This window comes from Leeia oryzae DSM 17879 (assembly GCF_000376945.1).
In the GTDB taxonomy this organism is placed as follows: Bacteria; Pseudomonadota; Gammaproteobacteria; order Burkholderiales; family Leeiaceae; genus Leeia; species Leeia oryzae.
The window spans coordinates 307768-328861 of the sequence record NZ_AQXU01000024.1 but is presented as its reverse complement, the minus strand read 5'-3'; the positions used below and the strand labels follow the sequence as shown (position 1 = coordinate 328861).

Here is a 21094-nt window from a genome sequence, read left to right as displayed (position 1 = left end):
AGATTGATGATCCCCCGTATTTTTAGGGGGGTGTCATCAATCTGAACTGCCTGTAATCACAGACATAAAATCAAACTAACACCTCCCGAGACTCGACATTGCCCGCCAGATGATAGGTAGTGCTTAGAGACAGCTATAAAAGCTACACTACTAATTCGCCCATTGACCCAACTGAATTGTAGGGATGAAACTTCTACAGCCGCATGCGCGTGATGAATACGGGTTACATCTAAAGGCACAGGATGTCACAAACTGTGCCATAGCCATCTGGGTCATGTTAGCCTTGAGGCATACGAGCGCGCCTCAATGTGAGGTCAAAATTTGTCTCCTGAACTGGTGGTAGTCCAGGCAAGTCTCAATAAAGCGGTTTACGGGATTGTCCGCAAGGAATCGGCTGGCTGTCATATATTTATTTGCAAGTTTTATATTGTCGTTGTACCAACGTACACTTCCCCTGCTGGCTTGCTGCCTGCAAAATGCCCCGCTCGACGCGAATAAACTTTATCCCCACCATGAGCAGCCATTCACCCACCTTCCCATTCAGCACACTGCACTTTCGCGGAGCCAATCTTCGCTATGTCGGGTCTTTGCAGGCAGAACGTCTGCTAGTGGTGGTGGGGCGCAATGATCATACCAAAACCTCCGGGTCGATAGATTCGCTGATCTGGCGCCTGCATGCACTCGGTATTGGTGTGTTGTGGTATGAGAGCAAAACCCAGACCACGGGCAAAATGCTGGGGGCAGCATTTGCGCGTTATGTGCATTCTCGTCCTGGTCAGTTTCTGAATCAAAACAGGCACGTGAAGGGTCTGATGCGTGAATTCATCAAATGGGGGTTCTGGCTTAGCCATCCTTTCCGGTGGGGATTCATGCTGCGTAAAATCCGCGGACACCATGCCCACCTGCCCCATTTACGGGCATTTATACGAGTAGCGTGTGCCAGCAAGCAAGTATCGTTTATTTCGCATTCGGCAGGCGGGGTGCTGTGTTCTCTGTTGCATGACATGCCGGAAGTTAGCAAACTGGTCTGTTTTGGCTACCCGTTCAAGCATCCGGAGCAGCCGGATGAACCCTACCGCACCCGGCATTTGGCCTTTATCAGCAAACCCATGCGGATTATTCAGGGCCATCAGGATGAATATGGTGGCGCACATGTGGCAAGCACTTACACGTTATCTGACCAGATCAGCATGCGCTTGATCGAGACCGATCATGACTACCAGCATCTGAGTGCGGATTTGCTGGACAGCCTGTTTGAGGATATTCGCTCGTTTCTGGGGTTATGACAGTCACCCCGATGCCGGGTCCCCGGCACCGGGGTGGACATGGTTAGCCAATGGCACATGCCTCTACCGTCATCCGCGCGGACAAGGCGGAATCGCGACGGGCCAGAAAGGTGCGCAACAGTTCGGGATAATCGGCGCTGACCGCGTTCTTGACTGATGCCCGTTGCCGCAAGGCGGCACGCCACTGCCTTACCTTGGGCGTGGCTTCAAATACACCAAAATCTTCAACCGTATCAAAGACATCGAAGTAGCGAAACACCGGGCCAAAGGCAGCATCCACAATTGAAAACGGTGAGCCGGCAAAGTAAGGCCCTTCTCCCAGTGCGGCTTCCAGAGTCGCAAATTTACTCCTGAGCTCTGCCACCCGGGTGGCCAATGCAGGTTCGGTCTGCGCACCGTACAGCCCGGCGATGACACCCAACACGCTGGAAGCAAACTCGATCCAGCCCCGGTGTTGCGCCCGTACCAGCGGGTCTGCCGGGTGCAGTTGATGGGGGGTGGTGTCTTCCAGATATTCGCAGATGACGGCGGATTCGAAGACAGGCTGGCCATCGACCAGCAAGAGCGGCGTTTTCCCCAGGGGCGACAAGGCGAGAAACCAGTCCGGCTTGTTGGCCAGGTCGATATCAATGCGTTCGAACGGGATGTGTTTTTCTGCCAGCACAATGGCGGCTCGCTGCACATACGGGCACAGGGGATGACTGATCAGGGTAAGGTTGGTTGCCATGATGAACTCCTTCATTATACGGGGACAAAACGGGTACTGCGGCGCAAGGCAAATGCACCGTCGCCCAGCAACCACAGCACCACAGAAGCGACACTCAGGAAGACCGGATATTCCCATCCGCCATTCGGGCTGGTATGCACCCAGTCATTACCGGCATGTACCGATACGGCAGCCAGCATGACTGGCAGCAAGGCCAGGGATACCTGACGGGCATAGATGCCAAGCAGCAGCGCCACACCGCCCAGCAATTCGATGACAAAGACCGGGTAGGCCAGCCAACCGGGAAACCCGACCGATGCAAAAAATTGCGCGGTGCCGGGCAAGGTAAAGACCAGCAGTTTGAGTAAGGCATGGGCAATCCACATGACGGCGAGACTGAGGCGCAGCAGGGTGGTGCCGTAGTCGCTTGCGTTAGGGACGGCACTTGGGGCAAGGTGATGTTTCATGACATGACTCCATTGAACAAAGGGTTCATGTAATGTAATGTTTCTGAATTGCAATAAAAATAAGCACCAATACAAACCATGAATGCAAAAATGCAATACAACATCAGTGCTGCCGATCTGGAAATGATTCTGGCCTTAAACCGAACCGGGACATTGGCCAGCGCAGGGGAAAGGCTGGCCGTGGATGCCTCCACCGTGTTCCGGACGATCCAGCGGATCGAAAAAGGCTTGGGGCAACGCCTGTATGAACGCTCGCGCTCGGGTTATCTGCCGCTGGAAATGGCACAAGCCCTGGCCAGCCATGCAGAGCAAATGGAAGCCGCTCTGGAGGCCGCAAGGTCTGTCGCCCAGCTGCACCCGGAGCAGGCAGCAGGGTCTGTCCGCATTACCACCACGGACAGTATCTTGAATGGCCTGGTGGTACCGGCACTGGGGGCATTACAGGCCAGGCACCCGTTACTGAGTTTCGAGCTGCATGCGGGCAACGAGCTGGCCAGCCTGACCCGGCGAGATGCCGACATTGCCATTCGTGCCACCAAGCGTCCGCCCCAGCATCTGGTTGGCAAGCATGTCGGGCCGATCCGGGTGGCCCTGTTTGCTGCCAGGCACACGGGTTATCAGTCCTTGACGGCTGACCTGGCGGCAGAGGCCTGCTGGGCTGCACCCGATGATGCCCTGCCCGACCACCCGTCGGTGGTATGGCGCAAAAAGCATTTCCCGAAAGTGGTGCCGACCTATCGGGTGAACAGCATTCTGACCGTGGCCGAATTTGTGACACATGGTCTGGCGGTGGGGGTTTTGCCGCTGTTTCTGGTGCAAGGCCGTACAGACCTGATTCAGCTTACCGAGGTGCTGGATGAATGCCAGACTGAACTCTGGCTGTTAACCCATACCGAATCCCGGCATTTGCGCAGGGTGTCTGCCGTTTTCAGCCATCTGGCGGCGCATCTCACGCTTGGCTAGATATGTCCCCAGGCCCTGACTGGCATGCATAACGCAAGATATTGAATGTATTTGGGCCTTCATTGACATTTTGATATGTCATCCGGATGACCTTTGCAGCAACTTAGGATATAGTGCAGCCCACCGTTAAGACCTGCTGCCATTGTTGCCTGCCCACACAGGCAAGCGGCAAAGCCAACACCTTCACAACGGGTGAGGCAGAAATGTCCGGGCTATTCCTGTTCACCCCTGCAGGCTGGCCCGGCCTGTTTAGCAAGCGATCATCATGTCAACGGGAGTACTCCCTGACCTGATTCGACCGCACGGCCTTGGGGACACGACATGATAAAAAGCGGTTCAGTACTCCTTACAATCTTACTGGTACTTGGCGTCACTACCCGCCTGGCGCAGGCGGACAGCCTGCATCTGGTGACCGAAGAAAACCCGCCCTACAACACCCTGGTTCACGGCAGAATCTCTGGTCTTGCGACCGAAAAAACCATTGAATTGATGCGCCGTGCGAATATGGCGTATGAACTGGAATTGCTGCCCTGGGCACGCGCCTACATGATGGCCAGCAATTTGCCCAAGACCTGTGTCTTCTCGACAACCAGGACCATGGAGCGGGAGTCAAAATTTCGCTGGGTCGGCCCGCTGGGCATCAACCAATGGATTCTGTACGGCAAGGCAGACCGCCACATTCACTTGCAAACGCTGGAAGACGCCCGCCCTTACCTGATCGGCACTTATACGTCGGACGTGGGGGATACCTTCTTCCGGGAACGGGGCTACCGCGTGGATGCCGCCCCCGATGACGATCTCAACCCGAAAAAACTGCTGGCCAACCGGATTGACCTGTGGGTATCCAGCCCGTTCAAGGCACAAACCGTGCTGGTAGCAGAGAATGCACAAGAAACCATCGTGCCCGTACTGACCTTTAACAAGGCAGAGCTGTATCTGGCCTGCAACCTGGCCATGCCGGAGAGAACGGTGGCGCGGCTGAACCGCATTCTGGGCGAAATGCAAAAGGATGGCACCTCTGCCGCAATCGAGCAGCGCTACGGCTTTGGAACCCGCAGCAACTGATGGATTGCCCCCCGCTGGATTAACACCCGGCCATGCCGCCATGCATGGCCGGCCAGTGTACGTCATACGTCCCTGCCTCATCATTCATCCTTGCAAGTTGCAAATATCAGACTAGATTTAAAGTAAGCACTTGATATTGCAGCAAACTGCAATAGGGTGGAGATGGGGAGTACGGCCTTGAAAACCTTCATCAGACTTGTGGCAAGCAGTCTACTGGCAGTTGGGCTGGCCTCTCCTGCACTGGCCGCTGACACCCTGCATCTGGTGACCGAGGAGTCTCCGCCTTACAACACGCGAATTGACGGCAAAATTGCCGGTATCGCCACCGATAAAGTGGTCGAGATGATGCGCCGTGCCAAACGCCCGTTCAAACTGGAAATGCTACCCTGGGCACGGGCTTATAAAATGGCTTTCGAGCTACCCCAGACCTGTGTCTTTTCTACTACCCGCACCAAAGAACGAGAGCCGCACTTCAAATGGGTGGGGCCACTGGCGTTCAATCTGTGGGTGTTGTATGGCAAAGCTGACCGCAATATTCACCTGACGGATCTGGAAGATGCCAGACAGTATGTGATTGGCACCTACAACGCCGATGTGCGGGACAGTTTCTTGCGTGATAAAGGCTTTACGGTAGATACCGCCCCTGATGACGCCTTGAACCCGGTCAAGCTACGCGCCAATCGCATTGATCTCTGGGCCAGCAGCCCCTTCGAGGCGCAAGGTGCGGTAGAAGACAATGCTTACGATGACCGCATTGTGCCTGTACTGACCTTTAACCGGGTTGAACTGTATCTGGCCTGCCATCCCAGCGTGTCCAGCCGGCTGGTAGACCAGCTGAACAGGATCCTGGTAGAGATGGAAAACGATGGCACCATCGGCGCCATCGAACAGCGTTACGGGTTTAACTCCCGCAAAAACTGATTCACTTACCCTGCGCTTCGTGCCAGCCAGGCCAGAATCAGTGTCCGCCATTCTTCAATCATGGCCACATAGGCATCGCCAACAAAAGTGCGAATGCTCTGGTTCCCTGCTTCGCTAAGCCCGGTCAGGGTATAGCTGACCTGTACAGCGGTGGTATTTTCTGCCACTGCCTCGCACCTGACCTCTACCATCACCGACCGGGAACCCGGCGTGACCCGTGCGTAGCGGGAGAAATGATGGAGCGGATCATAATCCACCATGGTCCAGTAGGTAGTTTCGTCACACTGACCGGTGATAAACACCATTCCTTGGGTCGTATGACCATCTGCCGGATAAACGTAGACCGGGTGCCAGTCGGGCACCCACAAGGTTTCCCCTTGGGCGGTAAATAACGGGAAGCAGGCTTCGATCGGCATCGGCAGTTCGATGCGATGCGTCACGTGTTCGTGCAGGGCTTCAAACACGGGATTCCCCTTCCTGACCATCCGTCATCTGGTGGCTGGCATCGGCATCCAGATCCAGTCCGTAGACGTCTTTGAGTTTGGCAATGGTCTGCAGGGTTTCTTCGGAGAACGGCTGCTTGCCTTCAAACACATGCAGCAAAATGCCTTCCAGCAGATCCCCGAGTGACATGTCTTTGTGCTCCGCCAGCCCCTTGAGGACTTTCAGGAGCCGTTTTTCCAGGCGCACCCCTGTTTGTACCCGCTCCACCAGAATCGGTTTGTTTTCTGCCATGCTGTTTCTCCATAATTCATTTGTTACCATGGTACATAAATACCAAATACATGTAAAGACTTGCGCTATCGCAAACCGCTTTCCGGGTTTGATGCTATGCTGAAGTGACCATCAGCCCGGATACCCTCATGCCTCGCCAGCACGCCAGCCTGACCACCGATGAAGCGAATGCCCTGCAAGCCGCAGAAGGATTCAATGAGCTGGCTATCGACCAGCAACGCTCGTTTTACCGCATTGCCCTCGAAGTCATCCGCGAGCCGATGTTCATTTTGCTACTGGGCGCCGGCAGCATTTATCTGCTGATCGGCGATATTGGCGAGGCGCTGACGCTGCTGGGGTTTGTGGTCATCATCATGCTGGTGACCACCATCCAGGAGCGCCGTACCGAGCGGGCACTGGAAGCCCTGCGCGACATCTCCAGCCCCAGAGCACTGGTAATCCGCGATGGTGTCCCGGTACGTCTGCCCGGCCGGGAAGTGGTGCGTGGCGACCTGATGATGCTGAGTGAAGGAGACCGGGTGGCAGCGGACGGGCGCATTCTGGAAGCGCACGAGCTGGCGCTGGATGAATCGATGCTGACCGGTGAATCCGAGACCGTCAGCAAACAGGCTGATGACCCGACAGAACTGGGCAGCGTGTTTGCTGGCACCTTGCTGACAGGCGGGCAGGCGGTGGTCCGGGTAGAGGCCACCGGACAGTACACCCAACTGGGGAAGATCGGGCAATCCCTGCAAGCAATCGATACCAGCAGCTCCCCACTCAAGCAGGAAATAGCCGCGCTGACCCGCCGGCTGACCGTTGTGGGGCTGGGCGTCTGTACCCTGCTGACGGCGCTGTTTATCTGGATTCGCGGGGATTATCTGGCAGGTCTGCTGTCCGGCATTACCCTGGCCATGTCCTTGTTGCCGCAAGAGTTCCCGGTCATCCTGATTGTCTTTCTCGCCTTTGGCGCACGCCGCATTGCCACCCAACGGGTACTCACCCGCCACTTGTCCGCTATCGAGACCCTGGGCGCGACTACCGTCCTGTGCGTCGACAAAACCGGTACGCTCACCCAGAACCGGATGACCGTTGCAGCACTGATTGCCGGAGATGCACTGCTGGACTTGCAAGACCCGACGCAAGTCACAGAACTGCCGGAGGCCTTCCATGAACTGCTGGAATACGCCGTACTCGCCAGCGAAATGCAGCCGCATGACCCGATGGAGCTGGCGTTTCACCGTCTGGCCAATGCTTATCTCGCTAACACCGAGCACCTGCATCCGGATTGGGACCTGACCCACGAATATGAACTCTCGCCCACGTTGCTGGCCATGTCGCACCTCTGGCAAAGCAAGACCATGCCCGGCAACACGGTCGCCAGCAAAGGGGCACCAGAAGCCATTCTGGACCTGTGCCATCTGGACGAAACCCGTACATCCCACATCCTGAAACAGGCCGGACAACTGGCAGACCAAGGCTTGCGGGTGCTGGGCATTGCCAGAGCCCGCCATCACGGCGATACCATGCCGGACATCCAGCATGATTTCGACTTCGAGTTTCTGGGATTGATTGGGCTGATCGACCCCTTGCGGCAAGAAGTCCCCTCGGCGGTGGCTGAATGCCGTTCGGCCGGCATCCGCGTGATCATGATCACGGGTGACCACCCGCGTACGGCCAAGGCCATCGGCCAGCAGGCCGGCCTGGATACCACACAGATGCTGACGGGAGCCGATGTACAAACCATGCCAGCCGAGTCACTGGCCAAGGCCATTCGTCATGTCGACATCTTTGCGCGGGTCAGCCCGCTGCAGAAGCTGCAGCTGGTCAATGCCCTGAAGGCCAATGGCGAGGTCGTCGCCATGACCGGTGATGGCGTCAACGATGCGCCGGCCCTAAAAGCCGCCCATATCGGCATTGCAATGGGCAAACGCGGTACCGATGTCGCGCGGGAAGCAGCAGCCCTGGTCCTGCTGGATGACAATTTCGGCGCCATTGTCGACGCCATTCGCCTTGGGCGGCGCATCTTCCGCAATCTGCGCCAGGCCATGGTGTATACCTTTGCCGTGCACGTGCCGATTATCGTCCTGTCGATTTTCCCGCTACTGACCGGATTGCCGCTGATACTGGCCCCGATCCACATTGCCTTTCTGGAACTGGTGATTGACCCGGTCTGTTCCGTGGTATTCGAGGCCGAAACACCCACAGAAAACCTCATGCAGCGCCCCCCCAGAAAGGCCAATGAACCACTCTTGGCCTTGTCGAGCATGGTACTCAGCCTGCTACTGGGGCTGGCCTGCAGCGTGCAGGTCGCACTCTGGTATCTGTATCTGCTGAAAAACGGCACGCCAGCCGAAACAGCACGCGCCGCCGCATTCGTTACCCTGATCAGCGCCAATACCGGACTGATATTCAGCAGCCGCACCAGTAAACCGGGCGTATTGAAGGCCATGGGTGGCATCAATATCCTGGCTCTCTGGATCATCGGGGCGTCATTGCTGATCTTGCTGGCGATTACCCGTTTTACGTCGCTGGCGACGCTGTTTGCTTTTTCCACACTGACAATAGCGCAGTGGTTAACCGCCTTTGCCGTGGGCGCGAGTGCCATCGTCCTGTTTGAGGTCAGCAAATGGAGTTTTCATCATCTGCTACCCACCAATCGTTAAGCAGACACGCTGGCGCGAGGGTAATACTTTCTTGATGCGGGTCATTTCCTAAATCCGGTCATCGCTATATACTCAACTACATAACGAACTTCCTGATGAGTCTGCCATGCCGTCAAGCCGCCTGCTACGTAATACATTGCTCGGTCTGCTGTACCTGTCTTGTACCCCGCTGGTCTCCGCAGAAACGCTGACCGTCTCTGCCGCAGCCAGCCTGACCAATGCGTTCCGCCAGTTAGGGCAAAGCTTCGAAGCCGCTAATCCGGCTGACAAAATCGTCTTTAACTTTGCTGCAAGCGATGTGCTGGTCCAGCAGATTGCGCAGGGTGCGCCCGTTGATGTGCTGGCCACGGCCGACGAAGACGCCATGGACAAGGCTGCGGCCCAGCAGTTGCTGGAAGCTGGCAGCCGCAAGCGTTTTGCCGGTAATAGCCTTGTCCTGGTCGTACCGGCTGATGCCAGCTACCAGATGACTACCCTAGCTGGCCTGAACCAGCCAACTATCCAGAAAATGGCACTTGGCAATCCGGCCAGCGTCCCCGCCGGGCGCTATGCCAAAGACGGTTTGACCAAGGCAAAGCTCTGGCCACAGCTGGAAAAGAAAGCCATCTATACCCAATCCGTCCGCCAGAGTCTGGACTATGTTGCCCGGGCAGAAGTCGAGGCCGGTTTTGTCTATGTCACAGACGCCTTGCTAATGAAAGACAAGGTCAAGGTGGTTTTGCGCGTTCCGCTGGATGAGCCTATTACCTACCCGATCGCCACCATCGCCCAAAGCCAGCATAAAAACCTGGCCAGCCGCTTTAGCACGTTTGTGCAATCCGCCAGCGGGCAGGCCATTCTGGCCAAGTACGGCTTTACCAAGCCCTGACCGATGTTTGACACCATGAACGCCGCCTGGATCGCACTCGGCCTGTCGCTCAAAGTCGCAGGCTGGGCCACTACCATCAACCTGGTGCTGGGCGTGGCAGCAGGCTACCTGCTGGCACGTGGCCGTTTTTGGGGTAAAGAGCTACTGGATACGATCCTGACGCTACCGCTGGTGATGCCCCCTACCGTACTCGGGTACTACCTGCTGGTACTCATCGGCCGCAAAGGCTGGCTGGGCGGCTGGCTGGAACACAGTCTGGGCATCCGGCTGGTCTTTAGCTGGCAAGGGGCGGTGATCGCGGCCAGTCTGGTGGCTTTCCCGCTGGTGTTCAAATCTGCACGCGCTGCCTTCGAAAATACCGACCCGCAACTGGAAGACGCCGCCCGGGTGCTGGGACTGGGCCCGATGGCCATTTTTGCCCGGGTCACCCTGCCACTGGCCTGGCGCGCCATTCTGGCTGGCGTACTGCTGGCCTTTGCCCGGGCCATGGGCGAATTCGGCGCCACCCTGATGGTGGCAGGCAGCATCCCCGGGCAAACCCAAACCCTGTCTATCGCCGTGTACGAAGCCGTACAAGCAGGAGATGACCCGCTGGCCAACCGGCTGGTATTGCTGATTTCTGCGGTCTGCATCGTGATTTTGTTACTGGCCGGCAAGCTGCTACCAGGCCACCAGCGACAAGGCTCTCCCCATGCTTGAGATGCACATCCAGAAACAGTTCCAGCATAAAGACCGGGCTTTCCGGCTAGATGTCCGGTTCCAGACGTCTCAGTCACGCATGGTCGTGTTTGGCCCGTCCGGCGCAGGTAAAAGCCTGACCATGCGTGCCATTGCCGGGTTGATGACGCCCGACGAGGGGCATATCCGCCTTGGTGACCGGACCGTGCTGGACACACAACGCAGCATTAACCTGAGTCCGCAGCAGCGGCGTACCGGTTATCTGTTTCAGGATTACGCCTTGTTCCCGCATCTGACCGTCCGGCAAAACATTGCCTTTGGCTTGCAGCACGGCTGGCGCAACCCGCGCAAACAGGCACAACACCCAGGCGTGGAACACTGGCTGCAGCGGCTGGGCATTGCCGCGCTGGCAGACCAGTACCCTGCCAGTATTTCCGGCGGACAAAAGCAGCGTGTGGCACTGGCCAGAACCTTGATTACCGAACCAGACATTCTGCTGCTGGACGAACCCTTTGCGGCACTGGATACCACCCTGCGCAGCAGCATGCGCCAGATACTGGACGAACTGCAGCAGCAACTGGCGATCCCCATGCTGCTGATCACGCACGATCCGGAAGACCTGAGCGCATTTGGCGATGCCGTGCTGCACATCCACGAAGGACAAAGCCATGACTGAACAACCAGGCGACATTCATCTGCAAGGATCGGTCTGGATGACCATTGGCGGCCAGGCGCTGGGCGGACAAAGCCGCATCGACCTGCTCAACGCCATTGCCACCGAAGGCTCAATCACCAAAGCAGCCAAAGCAGTCAGTCTGAGTTACAAAGCCGCCTGGGATGCCATCGACACCATGAACAACCTCGCGGGCGAACCGCTGGTAGAACGGCTGGTGGGCGGCAAAGGCGGTGGCAGCACGCGGCTGACGGCACGCGGACAACAATTGGTCAGCCACTATCAGCGCATCGCCGTGGCACACCAGCAATTCCTGGCTGAGCTGGATCAGCAAGCCAGCGGCATGGGCGATGATTTTGCCTTACTGAAGAGACTGAACATGAAAACCTCCGCCCGCAACCAGTTTTACGGCACAGTCATGCAGGTACAAAAAGGAGCCGTCAATGATGAAATCCAGATTCAACTGGCAGGCGGGCAAGTACTGATTGCAACCGTTACCAGCGAAAGCACCACGGCACTCGGGCTGGCAACCGGCACAGAAGTGATCGCACTGGTGAAATCGTCATCCATCATCCTGATAGAAGCCAATACCCAAATCGGTTTCTCTGCCAGAAACCGCCTGACCGGCGAGATTGTCCGATTACAAACGGGTGCGATCAATACCGAAGTCGTGCTGGCCTTGCCTGGCGGGGGCACCCTTGCCGCCATGGTCACCAACGAAAGCAGCCAGCAACTCGGGCTAGCCGTCGGGCAAACCATTACCGCCATTTTCAAAGCGTCCAGCGTCATTGTGGGCGTCACCGGCTAACCCACCTTTACTTGGGGGGCAGCAACTGCACAAAGGCAAGCGCCCTGTTCACCCAGGTTTCCAGTGCAGGGCCTGTCGCATAGGCGCTCTCCACCCAGATATACCCAGGCATGGATTTCCGCGGCCCCTCAACCGGCGTTACCCCGGGGTACTGCAGCCACTTAGCCTCGTTTTCCTTGCCGACCCGAAGCATGTATCTATCCCCGCGGGTACAGCACAGCAGGTGCCCGTTCACCATCCAGCAGATACCGCCAAACATCTTTTTTTCCTGATACCCAGGCAGGCCAAACAAGGCCGCCCGCATTTCATCCGTTAGAACCGGGTCTGCTGCCATGGAACACCTCCTCTATACGCCCACGCAAAACATCAAATTAACTGATTAATTAAAGCTATTTTTTGCGCTTTTTTATTTAATTTTACGATGCAATAATTCGATCCAAGCTGTAAGTGAAACCAAACACACAGCAAGGTGGCTTGCCCACCTACTCTACAACACGATGAAATGAAAAGGATCAACACCATGAAAAAACTAATCGCTTCCGTTCTGGCCATCGCCACTTTGGCCATTGCAGGCACGGCTTCTGCCGAAAACCACAATCATGACGACTACGTGCAAGACCACCTGACCGCCTTTGGCCGTTAATTCGCATCAACATTGAAAAGGATAATCACCATGAAAAAACTGATCGCTTCCGTACTGGCCCTGGCCACCCTGGCCATTGCAGGCACTGCTTCTGCCGAAAACCACAACCACGACGACTACGTGCAAGACCACCTGACCGCCTTTGGCCGTTAATTCGCATCGACATTGAAAAGGATAATCCCCATGAAAAAACTGATCGCTTCCGTATTGGCCATCGCCACCCTGGCCATTGCCGGCACAGCTTCTGCCGAGAACCACAACCACGACGACTATGTGCGAGACCATCTGACCGCATTTGGCCGTTAATGCATTTTCGTGAAAACCCGCATGCTGGCTGGCACCCGCAAGGGGCCAGCCAGCATGCGTATTGAAAAGCACGCTATACTTGCTTACATACACCAGCCCAAGCCATCAAGGAGATACCATGACACATCCTGTTTTTGAACTGCGCCCGGCCAGCGAACGCGGCATTGCAGACTTCGGCTGGCTCTATAGCAAACATACTTTTTCTTTTGGACACTACCGGGACATGAACCAGCGCGGTTTCTCTGACCTGCTGGTGATCAACGACGACACCGTCCGCGGTGGCGGCGGTTTTGATACTCACCCGCACCGGGACATGGAAATTTTCTCCTATGTCTTGCAGGGTGCCCTGGCCCACAAAGACTCGATGGGTACGGGTTCCGTTATCCAGCCGGGTGACGTACAGATGATGAGTGCCGGCACCGGCATCCGCCATAGCGAGTTCAACCATTCGCGCGCTGAAGACGTGCATTTTCTGCAGATCTGGATTGTGCCTAACCAGACCGGCGTGACACCGCGCTATCAGCAAGTTCACTTTAGCGAAGCGGACAAGCGCGGAAAACTGCGGCTGATCATCTCTCCGGATGGTGAAGACGGCTCGCTGTCGGTGTATCAGGATGCGCGCGTCTATGCCGGTTTGTTTGATGGCAACGAGTCTTCCAGCCTGTCAATTGACGGTGACCGGCATGTCTACATTCATCTGGCCCAGGGCGAACTCACCGTCAATGGCCACGCCATGACCGCTGGCGATGGTGCGCGCCTGCGTCACGCCAAAGACATCCGCTTCACGGATGGTGTCGCAGCTGAAGTGCTGGTCTTTGACCTGCGTCCCCACGAATATCCGGCTTTTTAACGTGCCCCTGCCAGCAAGGGGTAGCTCCAATGCGGGTCGCCCCTTGCCTAACGCTGCAAATCCGGATCAGCCGTGGCATACTCATGGCCAGACATTCTTACCGATAGCCGCCATGACCACCCTTTCCATCGACACCCTTACCCAGCGCCTGCGCGATTTTGCGGCCGAGCGAGACTGGGACCAATACCATTCGCCCAAAAACCTGGCCATGGCATTAACCGTAGAAGCTGCTGAGCTGCAGGAAATCTTCCAGTGGCTGACAGAAGCCCAGGCCAGCCAGTTATCTCCGGCTGACCACCAGCATGCGGCGGAAGAAATTGCCGATGTGCTGCTATACCTGCTTCGGCTGGCGGACAAACTGGGGATTGATGTCTTGCAGGCTGCCGTCGATAAAATGCAGAAAAATGCGCTGAAATACCCGGTAGAGACCGCCAAGGGCAGTAGCAAGAAATACTCGGCCAGTTAAGAATATCCATCAAGGTTCGTTAACCGACCACCAACCATTCAATGCTCACGCATATGCACTGCACCACCCCGCTGCCGCCACCCGTTGCCCCTGAAACACCGGGCATTCGCCGGAGCTGGCATCTGTCGGGGACGGCATGAATAGCTGACAGGTATCGCACTGCTGCCCTTTGCGGTAATTCGGATACTTTTGCAGGTCGATATTGGCAGCCAAGGTGCGATACCCGACCGACCTGGCCACCTCGCTTTGCTCGTCCACCATCGCGGTCTCGGCAAAACTGGCCTTGCCCGCTAACAGCACACATCCCGCCGGGATCAACTTCAACATAAACGCCCTGCGCTGCATGGGTAACTCCCCTTTCGACCTTGGCAATTGCCAGATAACAAAACGGGCACCCAGAGGCACCCGTTTTGTTGGTTTTCATCTACACCCGTTTACTTGCGGTGCATTAACCCAGCCACTTGCGGGCATTGTGGAACATGGTCAGCCATGGGCCTTCGTCCGTCCACTCGCTTGGATGCCAAGAGAAGTTAATGCCTTTCATGGTCCGCTCCGGATGCGGCATCATGATGGTAAAGCGGCCGTCAGGCGTTGTGACGCCGGCAATCCCGTTTGGTGAACCGTTCGGGTTGTGCGGATACACTTCGGTTGCCTGGCCCTGGCTGTTCACATATTGCAGGGCAGTCAGACCGGCATTGGCAGACTGGTCGCCATCGTGACGGAACCAGGCACGTCCTTCACCGTGAGACACCACCATTGGCAAGCGGCTGCCAGACATGCCTTTCAGGAACATCGACGGGCTGTCAGCAACTTCTACCATCACCAGACGCGCTTCGTACTGCTCAGATGCATTGCGCACAAACTTCGGCCAGTTGTTGGCACCCGGAATCAGTTCGTACAGGTTACTCATCATCTGGCAACCGTTACACACGCCCAGTGCAAAACTGTCGTTACGGGCAAAGAAAGCGGCAAACTCGTCGCGCGCACGGGCATTGAACAGGATGGACTTGGCCCAGCCTTCACCGGCGCCCAGCACGTCACCGTAAGAGAAACCACCACACGCCACCACACCAGCGAAGTCTTTCAGGGAGACTCGGCCTTCCAGAATGTCGCTCATGTGAACGTCCACAGAGGCAAACCCGGCGGTATCAAATGCAGCAGCCATTTCCAGCTGGCCGTTCACACCCTGCTCGCGCAGAATCGCCATCTTCGGTTTGGCCCCGGTAGACACATATGGCGCAGCCAGGTCAAACGTCACCTCTGCATACAAACCGCGGTCGGTCTTGTCGGCAATGCGCTGGCGTTCCTGATCGGCACAAGCCGGGTTGTCACGCATGCGCTGGATTTGCCATGAAGTCTCTGACCAGGCCAGTTGCAGGTCTACACGGCTCTCATCCAGCACCATGGAATCACCGGCACGGATCACCAGACGGTCACTGTCGTTCACACGCCCGATGATGCTGCCTGCAGCGGCAATACCGGCATCTGCCAGTACTTGCTGTACTTTTGCGATATCGGCTGTACGCACCTGCAGTACCGCACCCAGCTCTTCGTTAAACAAGGCGGCCAGTACATCGGCTTCTGCCAGCAGTTGCAATTCTGCCCCCAGACGGCTGGCAAACATCATTTCCGCAACCGTTGCAAAAGCACCCCCATCAGAACGGTCGTGGTACGCCAGAATCAGGTCTTGCTGGTTCAGAGCTTGGACAGCATTAAAGAAGCCGGACAGCAAGGCGGCGTTATCCACATCCGGCGCTTCATTACCGACCTGCTTGTAGACTTGCGCCAGAGCAGAACCACCCAGTCGGGATTGCCCCAACCCAAGGTCAATCAGCAACAGGCTGCTGTCCACACCCGCCTTCAGTTCTGGCGTCAGTGTCTTGCGCACGTCGGTTGCCGGCGCAAAGGCAGAAATGATCAGCGACAATGGCGAGGTCACGGCACGTGCTTCGCCGTTTTCCTGCCAGACGGTTTTCATGGATAGCGAGTCTTTACCCACCGGGATGCTGATGCCCAGTTCCGGACACAGCTCCATACCGATAGCCTTGACCGTATCAAACAGGTTGGCGTCTTCCCCCGGGTGACCTGCGGCCGCCATCCAGTTGGCAGACAGCTTGATATCGCCTAGTTTGGCAATCGGCGCTGCCGCGATGTTGGTGATGGCTTCACCAATCGCCATGCGGCCAGAAGCCGGGGCGTCAATCAGCGCCAGCGGTGTGCGTTCGCCCATCGCCATGGCTTCGCCTTGCCAGGTTTTGTAACCCATCATGGTCACGGCAACGTCCGCCACCGGAATCTGCCACGGCCCCACCAGCTGGTCGCGCGCGGTCAAACCGCCCACGGTGCGGTCGCCAATGGTAATCAGGAAGGATTTGTCGGCCACGGTAGGCAGGCGCAGCACGCGGTAGGCGGCCTCTTTGACCGACACGCCGGCCAGGTCCAAATCAGGCAGCTGGCGGTTGATGCGTTTCACGTCACGGGTCATGCGTGGCGGTTTGCCCAGTAGCACGTCCATTTCCATGTCCACCGCTGGCGTCCCCAGCAGGCTGTCTTCCACTTTCAGCTGTTTTTCCGCCGTGGCGTGGCCAATCACCGCAAACGGACAACGCTCGCGCTCGGCAAAACTGCGGAACAGGTCCAGAGATTCGGGTGCGATGGCCAGTACATAGCGCTCTTGCGATTCGTTACACCAGATTTCTTTTGGCGCCATCGCAGATTCTTCGATCTGGATGTCGCGTAGCTGGAATACCGCACCACGCTCAGAACCGTGTGCCAGTTCCGGCATGGCGTTAGAAATACCACCAGCACCCACGTCATGGATGCTCAGAATCGGGTTGTTGTCGCCCAGCTGCCAGCAACGGTCGATCACCTCTTGGGCGCGACGCTGCATTTCCGGGTTGCCACGCTGTACAGAATCAAAATCCAGATCCGCTGCGTTAGAACCGGTATCCATGGAGGATGCCGCGCCACCGCCCAGACCGATCAGCATGCCAGGACCGCCCAGCTGGATCAGCAAGGCACCAGGGATGACTTCTTTCTTGAAGGTGTGGCGGTCATCAATATTGCCCATGCCGCCGGCAATCATGATCGGTTTGTGGTAACCACGGCGCTCACCTTCGACGGTTTCTTCAAAAGTGCGGAAGTAACCGGCCAGGTTAGGACGACCAAATTCGTTGTTAAACGCGGCGGCGCCAATCGGGCCGTCAATCATGATCTGTAGCGGGGTCACAATGCGGTCCGGCTTGCCGTAACCTTCTGGTTTGCCCTCGACCACTTCCCATGGCTGAGTCGCACCCGGCAGATTCAGGTTGGAAACGGTAAAGCCGCACAGGCCAGACTTCGGCTTGGAGCCGATACCGGTCGCACCTTCGTCACGAATCTCGCCACCAGAACCGGTTGCCGCCCCCGGGAATGGTGAAATCGCCGTCGGGTGGTTATGAGTTTCCACTTTCATCAGAATGTGGGTGGTGTCTTCGTGATAGGCGTAATCCGAACCGTCCGGATAGAAGCGCTCAATCTTGGCACCTTCAATCACGGAAGAGTTGTCCGAATAGGCAACCACTGTGCCTTCCGGGCTGGTTTTGTGGGTATTGCGAATCATGCCAAACAGGGATAGCGGCTGTTTTTCACCATCCACGATAAAGTCGGCATTGAAAATCTTGTGACGGCAGTGCTCGGAGTTAGCCTGCGCAAACATCATCAGCTCAACATCCGTCGGGTTACGGTTGATACGCTGGTAGTTCTCCAGCAGGTAATCAATCTCATCCTCGGACAGCGCCAGGCCCATCTCGCGGTTGGCCTTGACCAGGGCATCGCGCCCACCGGTCAGGATATCCACGGACTCCAGACCACGAGGAGACTGGTGAACGAACAAACCGGCAGCATCTTCCAGCCGGCGAACCACGGTTTCGGTCATGCGATCGTGGATCAGCCCGTAAACCACTTGCAGGGTGGCATCGTCTACGGGTGCGCCATTGGCGTCACTCACATAGTAGGCAATACCGCGCTCAATGCGCTTAACAGAGGACAAGCCACAATGTCTGGCAATGTCTGTGGCTTTGGAAGACCAAGGGGAAATCGTGCCCAGGCGAGGCAGTACCAGCAGCAAGCTGCCTTTGCCCTCGCTGGCCGGTTTGAATTCATCATACGTCAGCAGTTTTTGCAGCGTATCGGTCGCGTTCTGGGTCAACGCGTCGTCGTGTTCGATAAAGTGCACCCAAGTGGTCTGGATACGTGGCACATGTGGCAGTTTTGCGGCAAGCGCATCGGCCAGTTTTGCCAAACGGAAGTCAGAAAGCGCTTGAGCGCCAAACAGCGGGGTAATCTGAGGCATGCGGACACCAGAAACAGGTTGAAAACCGATTGAAAAGCAGCGCGAACAAAACCACGCCAAGCGCCGCGAATCATACCCGAAAACGAGGTGTTTTTCGAGTGAAATCAGCAGTTTCAGGAATCCGGCATCGTTGTGCTGGCGCTTGTTGCTCCCAGAGATTCCCTCTGCCAAAACCATGGCCAACCGGCAAGGGGATGACCACCTCGCCACCAAGTGGCAGTTTTATCCGCTACAATGCACCCATCCCGTTTACTTGTGTGCATTATGCCGTCCGCCCTGTTTGAATCTCTTTCCGCGCTTTTTATTGTCGGTTTGCTTGGTGGCGTGCATTGCATCGGCATGTGCGGCGCGCTGGTCGCGGCGTTTGGCATGGGTAGCCACCAGCAGCATGGCATGCGCCAGCTATTGTTACTAAACCTGGGACGGCTCTGCACATACAGCCTGCTAGGGGCGCTAGCCGGTTTGATCGGTGCCGGTCTGCACGGATTTGGCCGGCTTTTTCCGGTACAGGTCACGCTCTATGTCATCGCCCAGCTAATGCTGATTGCGCTGGGGCTATATCTGGCAGGCTTACCGTCCATCGTGCCGCAGCTGGAAAAACGCGGCAAAATCCTGTGGCGGCATCTGCAACCCCGCCTGGCACCGCTGCTACCGCCCACCACCCCAAGACAAGGTTTTCTGGCTGGTTTGCTCTGGGGCGGCTTGCCCTGCGGCCTGGTCTATAGTGCACTCACCAGCGCCATGCTGGCTGGATCGGTGAAAACCGGGGCACTCACCATGTTGGCGTTTGGCCTCGGCACCCTGCCCAACCTGCTGGTCATGGGCCGTTTTTCTTTGCAGTTGCGCCAGTTTGTACAACACCCCAAATGGCGCCGGCTGGCGGGTTGTCTGGTTGCCGCCCTCGGGATTTATGGCTTGTGGCATTTGCTGCTCACCCAGCATTAACCTTCGCCAAACCAGCTAATTCATGCGGTTTTTCGTGAGTACAGCGTAAATACTGACCGGTTATTGCGCAACGGCTGCAAAAAATCCACACGCCCCCAAAATTGCTGCCTATAATTGAAAAGCTAATATTCATTCTACATGTTCATGGTTTGATTTCTTTCATATAACTTGCGATCTGATAATGTTCAACAAGCTAAAAGCCCTGTCCAAATCGCTCAGTCCGGTACAACGGGCCATCGACACGGCGTTGGATACAGAAAACATGACAGCGTCTGCTGCCGTGGCCTTTCTGGCTGACTGGCTTCCGCAGCAGCAAGGCATGCAAGAACAGTCTGGCAAGTTGTTTGAATTACTCAATGGCATCGATCCTGTCTGCCAAAAACATTTCAATACCCTGTTAACCGAGTTGATGCGCGGCCAGCTAACGCGCCTTCGTCTGCACCTGTTTGCATCCAGCACCGCTCCGTTCATCGATGCCATGTACCAGAGCTATTTGCGCTGCGTAAACCAGTACAAAAGCACCCTGATGAACCAGAATGCCTCACCGCATGCCGGTTTGCTCTGGTGGGCAGGGCGCCGTCTGGAAATCGAATTCATCACGACGCACCAGGCGCAGAATACCCGCTGGACCGAAATCTATGCCTGCGCCCCTCTCATCCTGCAAAACAAGCTGCCTACACAGGCGCTGTCGGCTGCCAAGCTGGAACTGGCCCATTTTTGCCTGGTCGCAACGGGCTTGGCCTCGGAGCTCGAAGTCCGGCAAGTCGAGATTCTGAACCGTTTGTCCAGAAGCCTTGCTCCGTTTGTCAATTTTGAGCAAAAGAAACCGATGGGCCTGTGCTACGTCTTGTCCATGGACGAAGAGCAGCCGCCGATCATGGTCACGGACGAAACACCGGTCAGCCGTGTCGATAATATCGTGTATCTGAATTACGAGCGGGTACTGGATGAACTGCGCTCACTGGAGTACCTGATTGGTGAACAGGCTCAGCTACCCAACAAGCTGAACTACGATGATTCGCTGCAGACCACTGAAGTGCTGGTCACCATCAAGCTGGTGCGTGACAAATGGATGGGCAAGGTCAAAACCCGCCGCCACGAACGTCGCAAACTAGGGCGGGATGCCGAAATTGCCTATGAATTTCCGACCATCCGGGTGAAGTTGTCAGGCTCGGAGCATTTCCAGCTCAAAACAGCCACGCTGGGATTGGGTAAAGGCGTGCTACAGGACATCAGCCAAAGCGGTGTCGGTCTCACTATTCCGAATGCAACCTGGGCCAAGGTTGGTCTGGCGATTGGCATGCAAGTAGCAGGCAGCCCCAAATGGGTGGTCGGCGTGATCCGGCGCGTCACCGCGCTGGAAGCAGAAAATAGCCTGTTGTTGGGGATAGAGGTTCTCTCGCTGGCACCGTTATCCATCCGGCTGGTGGAAGAAGCCAAGATATCGGTGTGGGAAACCAGCACCAATGTCGCCGCGTTCGACAATATCTTTGGCATCTGGATTCCGGCCAGCCCGCACAGCCATGGCCAGGCCATGATCATGCTGGAAAGCAAGAACGTCAGTATCGGTAAAACTTACGGTATTTATTTTCATGGCGAGAAAGCCATGGTCAGGATCATTGAGCTGGCAGAAATCGGTGCCAATTTTTACCGCTTCAATGTAGAAATCACCTCAGAGTTCACGCAGACGGAAGAATCCAGCCACGAACTGGACTTCTGAGCCCCAGCCAGCTACC

General features: G+C 56.6%; 23 protein-coding genes. 16 read left to right on the top strand and 7 right to left on the bottom strand.

Features of this window, described 5'->3' with window-relative positions:
- Window positions 1-512 precede the first annotated feature (512 nt).
- Window positions 513-1286, top strand: coding sequence for an alpha/beta family hydrolase (locus tag F552_RS20120; protein WP_018152217.1), 774 nt, complete (start codon window positions 513-515; stop codon window positions 1284-1286).
- 43 nt (window positions 1287-1329) lie between these two features.
- Here F552_RS20120 and F552_RS0113125 read toward each other — a convergent pair whose 3' ends face one another.
- Window positions 1330-2013, bottom strand: a complete 684-nt coding sequence (locus F552_RS0113125) for a glutathione S-transferase family protein (RefSeq protein WP_018152216.1) — start codon at window positions 2011-2013, stop codon at window positions 1330-1332.
- Between the two features lie 14 nt (window positions 2014-2027).
- Window positions 2028-2459, bottom strand: a complete 432-nt coding sequence (locus F552_RS0113120; protein ID WP_018152215.1) for a DoxX family protein — start codon at window positions 2457-2459, stop codon at window positions 2028-2030.
- Between the two features lie 90 nt (window positions 2460-2549).
- Here F552_RS0113120 and F552_RS0113115 point away from each other — a divergent pair, with 90 nt between their 5' ends.
- The 3 genes from F552_RS0113115 (at window position 2550) to F552_RS0113105 (ending at window position 5408) form a co-directional block, all read left to right on the top strand.
- On the top strand, window positions 2550-3422 hold the full coding sequence (locus F552_RS0113115; protein ID WP_211208278.1) for a LysR family transcriptional regulator: 873 nt from the start codon (window positions 2550-2552) through the stop codon (window positions 3420-3422).
- Between the two features lie 321 nt (window positions 3423-3743).
- Entirely contained in the window at window positions 3744-4487 is a 744-nt protein-coding gene (locus tag F552_RS0113110) for a substrate-binding periplasmic protein (RefSeq protein ID WP_018152213.1), read from the top strand.
- Between the two features lie 177 nt (window positions 4488-4664).
- Window positions 4665-5408 (top strand): substrate-binding periplasmic protein, encoded by a 744-nt coding sequence (locus tag F552_RS0113105; protein WP_245546691.1) that lies wholly within the window; start codon window positions 4665-4667, stop codon window positions 5406-5408.
- A 5-nt stretch (window positions 5409-5413) separates the two neighbouring features.
- On the opposite strand, the gene F552_RS0113100 is transcribed toward F552_RS0113105, so the two are convergent.
- Together F552_RS0113100 and F552_RS0113095 are read right to left on the bottom strand one after the other, a co-directional pair.
- Entirely contained in the window at window positions 5414-5872 is a 459-nt protein-coding gene (locus F552_RS0113100; RefSeq protein WP_018152211.1) for an SRPBCC family protein, read from the bottom strand.
- Complete coding sequence (locus F552_RS0113095; protein ID WP_018152210.1) at window positions 5865-6143, bottom strand: hypothetical protein; 279 nt, start codon at window positions 6141-6143, stop codon at window positions 5865-5867. The genes F552_RS0113100 and F552_RS0113095 overlap by 8 nt, the downstream gene beginning before the upstream one ends.
- Before the next feature lie 128 nt (window positions 6144-6271).
- Here F552_RS0113095 and F552_RS0113090 point away from each other — a divergent pair, with 128 nt between their 5' ends.
- The 5 genes from F552_RS0113090 (at window position 6272) to F552_RS0113070 (ending at window position 11815) form a co-directional block, all read left to right on the top strand.
- A complete protein-coding gene (locus F552_RS0113090) occupies window positions 6272-8788 on the top strand; it encodes a cation-translocating P-type ATPase (protein ID WP_018152209.1) in 2517 nt (838 codons plus the stop codon).
- 106 nt (window positions 8789-8894) lie between these two features.
- Window positions 8895-9656 (top strand): molybdate ABC transporter substrate-binding protein, encoded by a 762-nt coding sequence (gene modA / locus F552_RS0113085; RefSeq protein ID WP_018152208.1) that lies wholly within the window; start codon window positions 8895-8897, stop codon window positions 9654-9656.
- Window positions 9657-9671: 15 nt separating this feature from the next.
- The gene (gene modB, locus F552_RS0113080; protein ID WP_026182707.1) at window positions 9672-10355 is read left to right on the top strand and encodes a molybdate ABC transporter permease subunit; all 684 of its coding nucleotides are present in this window, start codon (window positions 9672-9674) and stop codon (window positions 10353-10355) included.
- The gene (locus tag F552_RS0113075) at window positions 10348-11010 is read left to right on the top strand and encodes a sulfate/molybdate ABC transporter ATP-binding protein (protein ID WP_018152206.1); all 663 of its coding nucleotides are present in this window, start codon (window positions 10348-10350) and stop codon (window positions 11008-11010) included. The genes modB and F552_RS0113075 overlap by 8 nt, the downstream gene beginning before the upstream one ends.
- Window positions 11003-11815: a TOBE domain-containing protein gene (locus tag F552_RS0113070; protein WP_018152205.1), complete on the top strand. Its 813-nt coding sequence runs from the start codon at window positions 11003-11005 to the stop codon at window positions 11813-11815. The genes F552_RS0113075 and F552_RS0113070 overlap by 8 nt, the downstream gene beginning before the upstream one ends.
- A 7-nt stretch (window positions 11816-11822) precedes the next feature.
- On the opposite strand, the gene F552_RS0113065 is transcribed toward F552_RS0113070, so the two are convergent.
- Window positions 11823-12149: a TfoX/Sxy family protein gene (locus F552_RS0113065; protein ID WP_018152204.1), complete on the bottom strand. Its 327-nt coding sequence runs from the start codon at window positions 12147-12149 to the stop codon at window positions 11823-11825.
- Window positions 12150-12335: 186 nt separating this feature from the next.
- Between F552_RS0113065 and F552_RS20990 the strand changes: the two genes are divergently transcribed.
- The 5 genes from F552_RS20990 (at window position 12336) to F552_RS0113040 (ending at window position 14080) form a co-directional block, all read left to right on the top strand.
- Window positions 12336-12458 (top strand): hypothetical protein, encoded by a 123-nt coding sequence (locus F552_RS20990; protein WP_018152203.1) that lies wholly within the window; start codon window positions 12336-12338, stop codon window positions 12456-12458.
- Between the two features lie 30 nt (window positions 12459-12488).
- Window positions 12489-12611 (top strand): hypothetical protein, encoded by a 123-nt coding sequence (locus tag F552_RS20985; protein WP_018152202.1) that lies wholly within the window; start codon window positions 12489-12491, stop codon window positions 12609-12611.
- Window positions 12612-12641: 30 nt separating this feature from the next.
- A complete protein-coding gene (locus F552_RS20980; RefSeq protein ID WP_018152201.1) occupies window positions 12642-12764 on the top strand; it encodes a hypothetical protein in 123 nt (40 codons plus the stop codon).
- 118 nt (window positions 12765-12882) lie between these two features.
- Window positions 12883-13614, top strand: a complete 732-nt coding sequence (locus tag F552_RS0113045) for a pirin family protein (RefSeq protein WP_018152200.1) — start codon at window positions 12883-12885, stop codon at window positions 13612-13614.
- A gap of 112 nt (window positions 13615-13726) precedes the next feature.
- Complete coding sequence (locus tag F552_RS0113040; protein WP_018152199.1) at window positions 13727-14080, top strand: nucleotide pyrophosphohydrolase; 354 nt, start codon at window positions 13727-13729, stop codon at window positions 14078-14080.
- Between the two features lie 45 nt (window positions 14081-14125).
- Here F552_RS0113040 and F552_RS0113035 read toward each other — a convergent pair whose 3' ends face one another.
- The gene (locus F552_RS0113035; RefSeq protein ID WP_026182706.1) at window positions 14126-14407 is read right to left on the bottom strand and encodes a high-potential iron-sulfur protein; all 282 of its coding nucleotides are present in this window, start codon (window positions 14405-14407) and stop codon (window positions 14126-14128) included.
- A gap of 121 nt (window positions 14408-14528) precedes the next feature.
- Window positions 14529-18413 carry a phosphoribosylformylglycinamidine synthase gene (gene purL / locus F552_RS0113030; protein ID WP_026182705.1) on the bottom strand — a complete coding sequence of 1295 codons (3885 nt, stop codon included), beginning with the start codon at window positions 18411-18413 and terminating at the stop codon, window positions 14529-14531.
- Between the two features lie 264 nt (window positions 18414-18677).
- Here purL and F552_RS0113025 point away from each other — a divergent pair, with 264 nt between their 5' ends.
- Window positions 18678-19358 (top strand): sulfite exporter TauE/SafE family protein, encoded by a 681-nt coding sequence (locus tag F552_RS0113025; RefSeq protein WP_033375532.1) that lies wholly within the window; start codon window positions 18678-18680, stop codon window positions 19356-19358.
- A 181-nt stretch (window positions 19359-19539) separates the two neighbouring features.
- The gene (locus F552_RS0113020) at window positions 19540-21078 is read left to right on the top strand and encodes a hypothetical protein (RefSeq protein WP_018152194.1); all 1539 of its coding nucleotides are present in this window, start codon (window positions 19540-19542) and stop codon (window positions 21076-21078) included.
- Window positions 21079-21094 lie beyond the last annotated feature (16 nt).

Bases quoted from the DNA above. Each gene is read 5' to 3' on its own strand.
- F552_RS20120 (WP_018152217.1), top strand. From the start codon at position 513: ATGAGCAGCCATTCACCCACCTTCCCATTCAGCACACTGCACTTTCGC.
- F552_RS0113125 (WP_018152216.1), bottom strand. From the start codon at position 2,013: ATGGCAACCAACCTTACCCTGATCAGTCATCCCCTGTGCCCGTATGTG.
- F552_RS0113120 (WP_018152215.1), bottom strand. From the start codon at position 2,459: ATGAAACATCACCTTGCCCCAAGTGCCGTCCCTAACGCAAGCGACTAC.
- F552_RS0113115 (WP_211208278.1), top strand. From the start codon at position 2,550: ATGCAATACAACATCAGTGCTGCCGATCTGGAAATGATTCTGGCCTTA.
- F552_RS0113110 (WP_018152213.1), top strand. From the start codon at position 3,744: ATGATAAAAAGCGGTTCAGTACTCCTTACAATCTTACTGGTACTTGGC.
- F552_RS0113095 (WP_018152210.1), bottom strand. From the start codon at position 6,143: ATGGCAGAAAACAAACCGATTCTGGTGGAGCGGGTACAAACAGGGGTG.
- F552_RS0113090 (WP_018152209.1), top strand. From the start codon at position 6,272: ATGCCTCGCCAGCACGCCAGCCTGACCACCGATGAAGCGAATGCCCTG.
- modA (WP_018152208.1), top strand. From the start codon at position 8,895: ATGCCGTCAAGCCGCCTGCTACGTAATACATTGCTCGGTCTGCTGTAC.
- modB (WP_026182707.1), top strand. From the start codon at position 9,672: ATGAACGCCGCCTGGATCGCACTCGGCCTGTCGCTCAAAGTCGCAGGC.
- F552_RS0113075 (WP_018152206.1), top strand. From the start codon at position 10,348: ATGCTTGAGATGCACATCCAGAAACAGTTCCAGCATAAAGACCGGGCT.
- F552_RS0113070 (WP_018152205.1), top strand. From the start codon at position 11,003: ATGACTGAACAACCAGGCGACATTCATCTGCAAGGATCGGTCTGGATG.
- F552_RS0113065 (WP_018152204.1), bottom strand. From the start codon at position 12,149: ATGGCAGCAGACCCGGTTCTAACGGATGAAATGCGGGCGGCCTTGTTT.
- F552_RS20990 (WP_018152203.1), top strand. From the start codon at position 12,336: ATGAAAAAACTAATCGCTTCCGTTCTGGCCATCGCCACTTTGGCCATT.
- F552_RS20985 (WP_018152202.1), top strand. From the start codon at position 12,489: ATGAAAAAACTGATCGCTTCCGTACTGGCCCTGGCCACCCTGGCCATT.
- F552_RS20980 (WP_018152201.1), top strand. From the start codon at position 12,642: ATGAAAAAACTGATCGCTTCCGTATTGGCCATCGCCACCCTGGCCATT.
- F552_RS0113045 (WP_018152200.1), top strand. From the start codon at position 12,883: ATGACACATCCTGTTTTTGAACTGCGCCCGGCCAGCGAACGCGGCATT.
- F552_RS0113040 (WP_018152199.1), top strand. From the start codon at position 13,727: ATGACCACCCTTTCCATCGACACCCTTACCCAGCGCCTGCGCGATTTT.
- F552_RS0113035 (WP_026182706.1), bottom strand. From the start codon at position 14,407: ATGTTGAAGTTGATCCCGGCGGGATGTGTGCTGTTAGCGGGCAAGGCC.
- purL (WP_026182705.1), bottom strand. From the start codon at position 18,413: ATGCCTCAGATTACCCCGCTGTTTGGCGCTCAAGCGCTTTCTGACTTC.
- F552_RS0113025 (WP_033375532.1), top strand. From the start codon at position 18,678: ATGCCGTCCGCCCTGTTTGAATCTCTTTCCGCGCTTTTTATTGTCGGT.
- F552_RS0113020 (WP_018152194.1), top strand. From the start codon at position 19,540: ATGTTCAACAAGCTAAAAGCCCTGTCCAAATCGCTCAGTCCGGTACAA.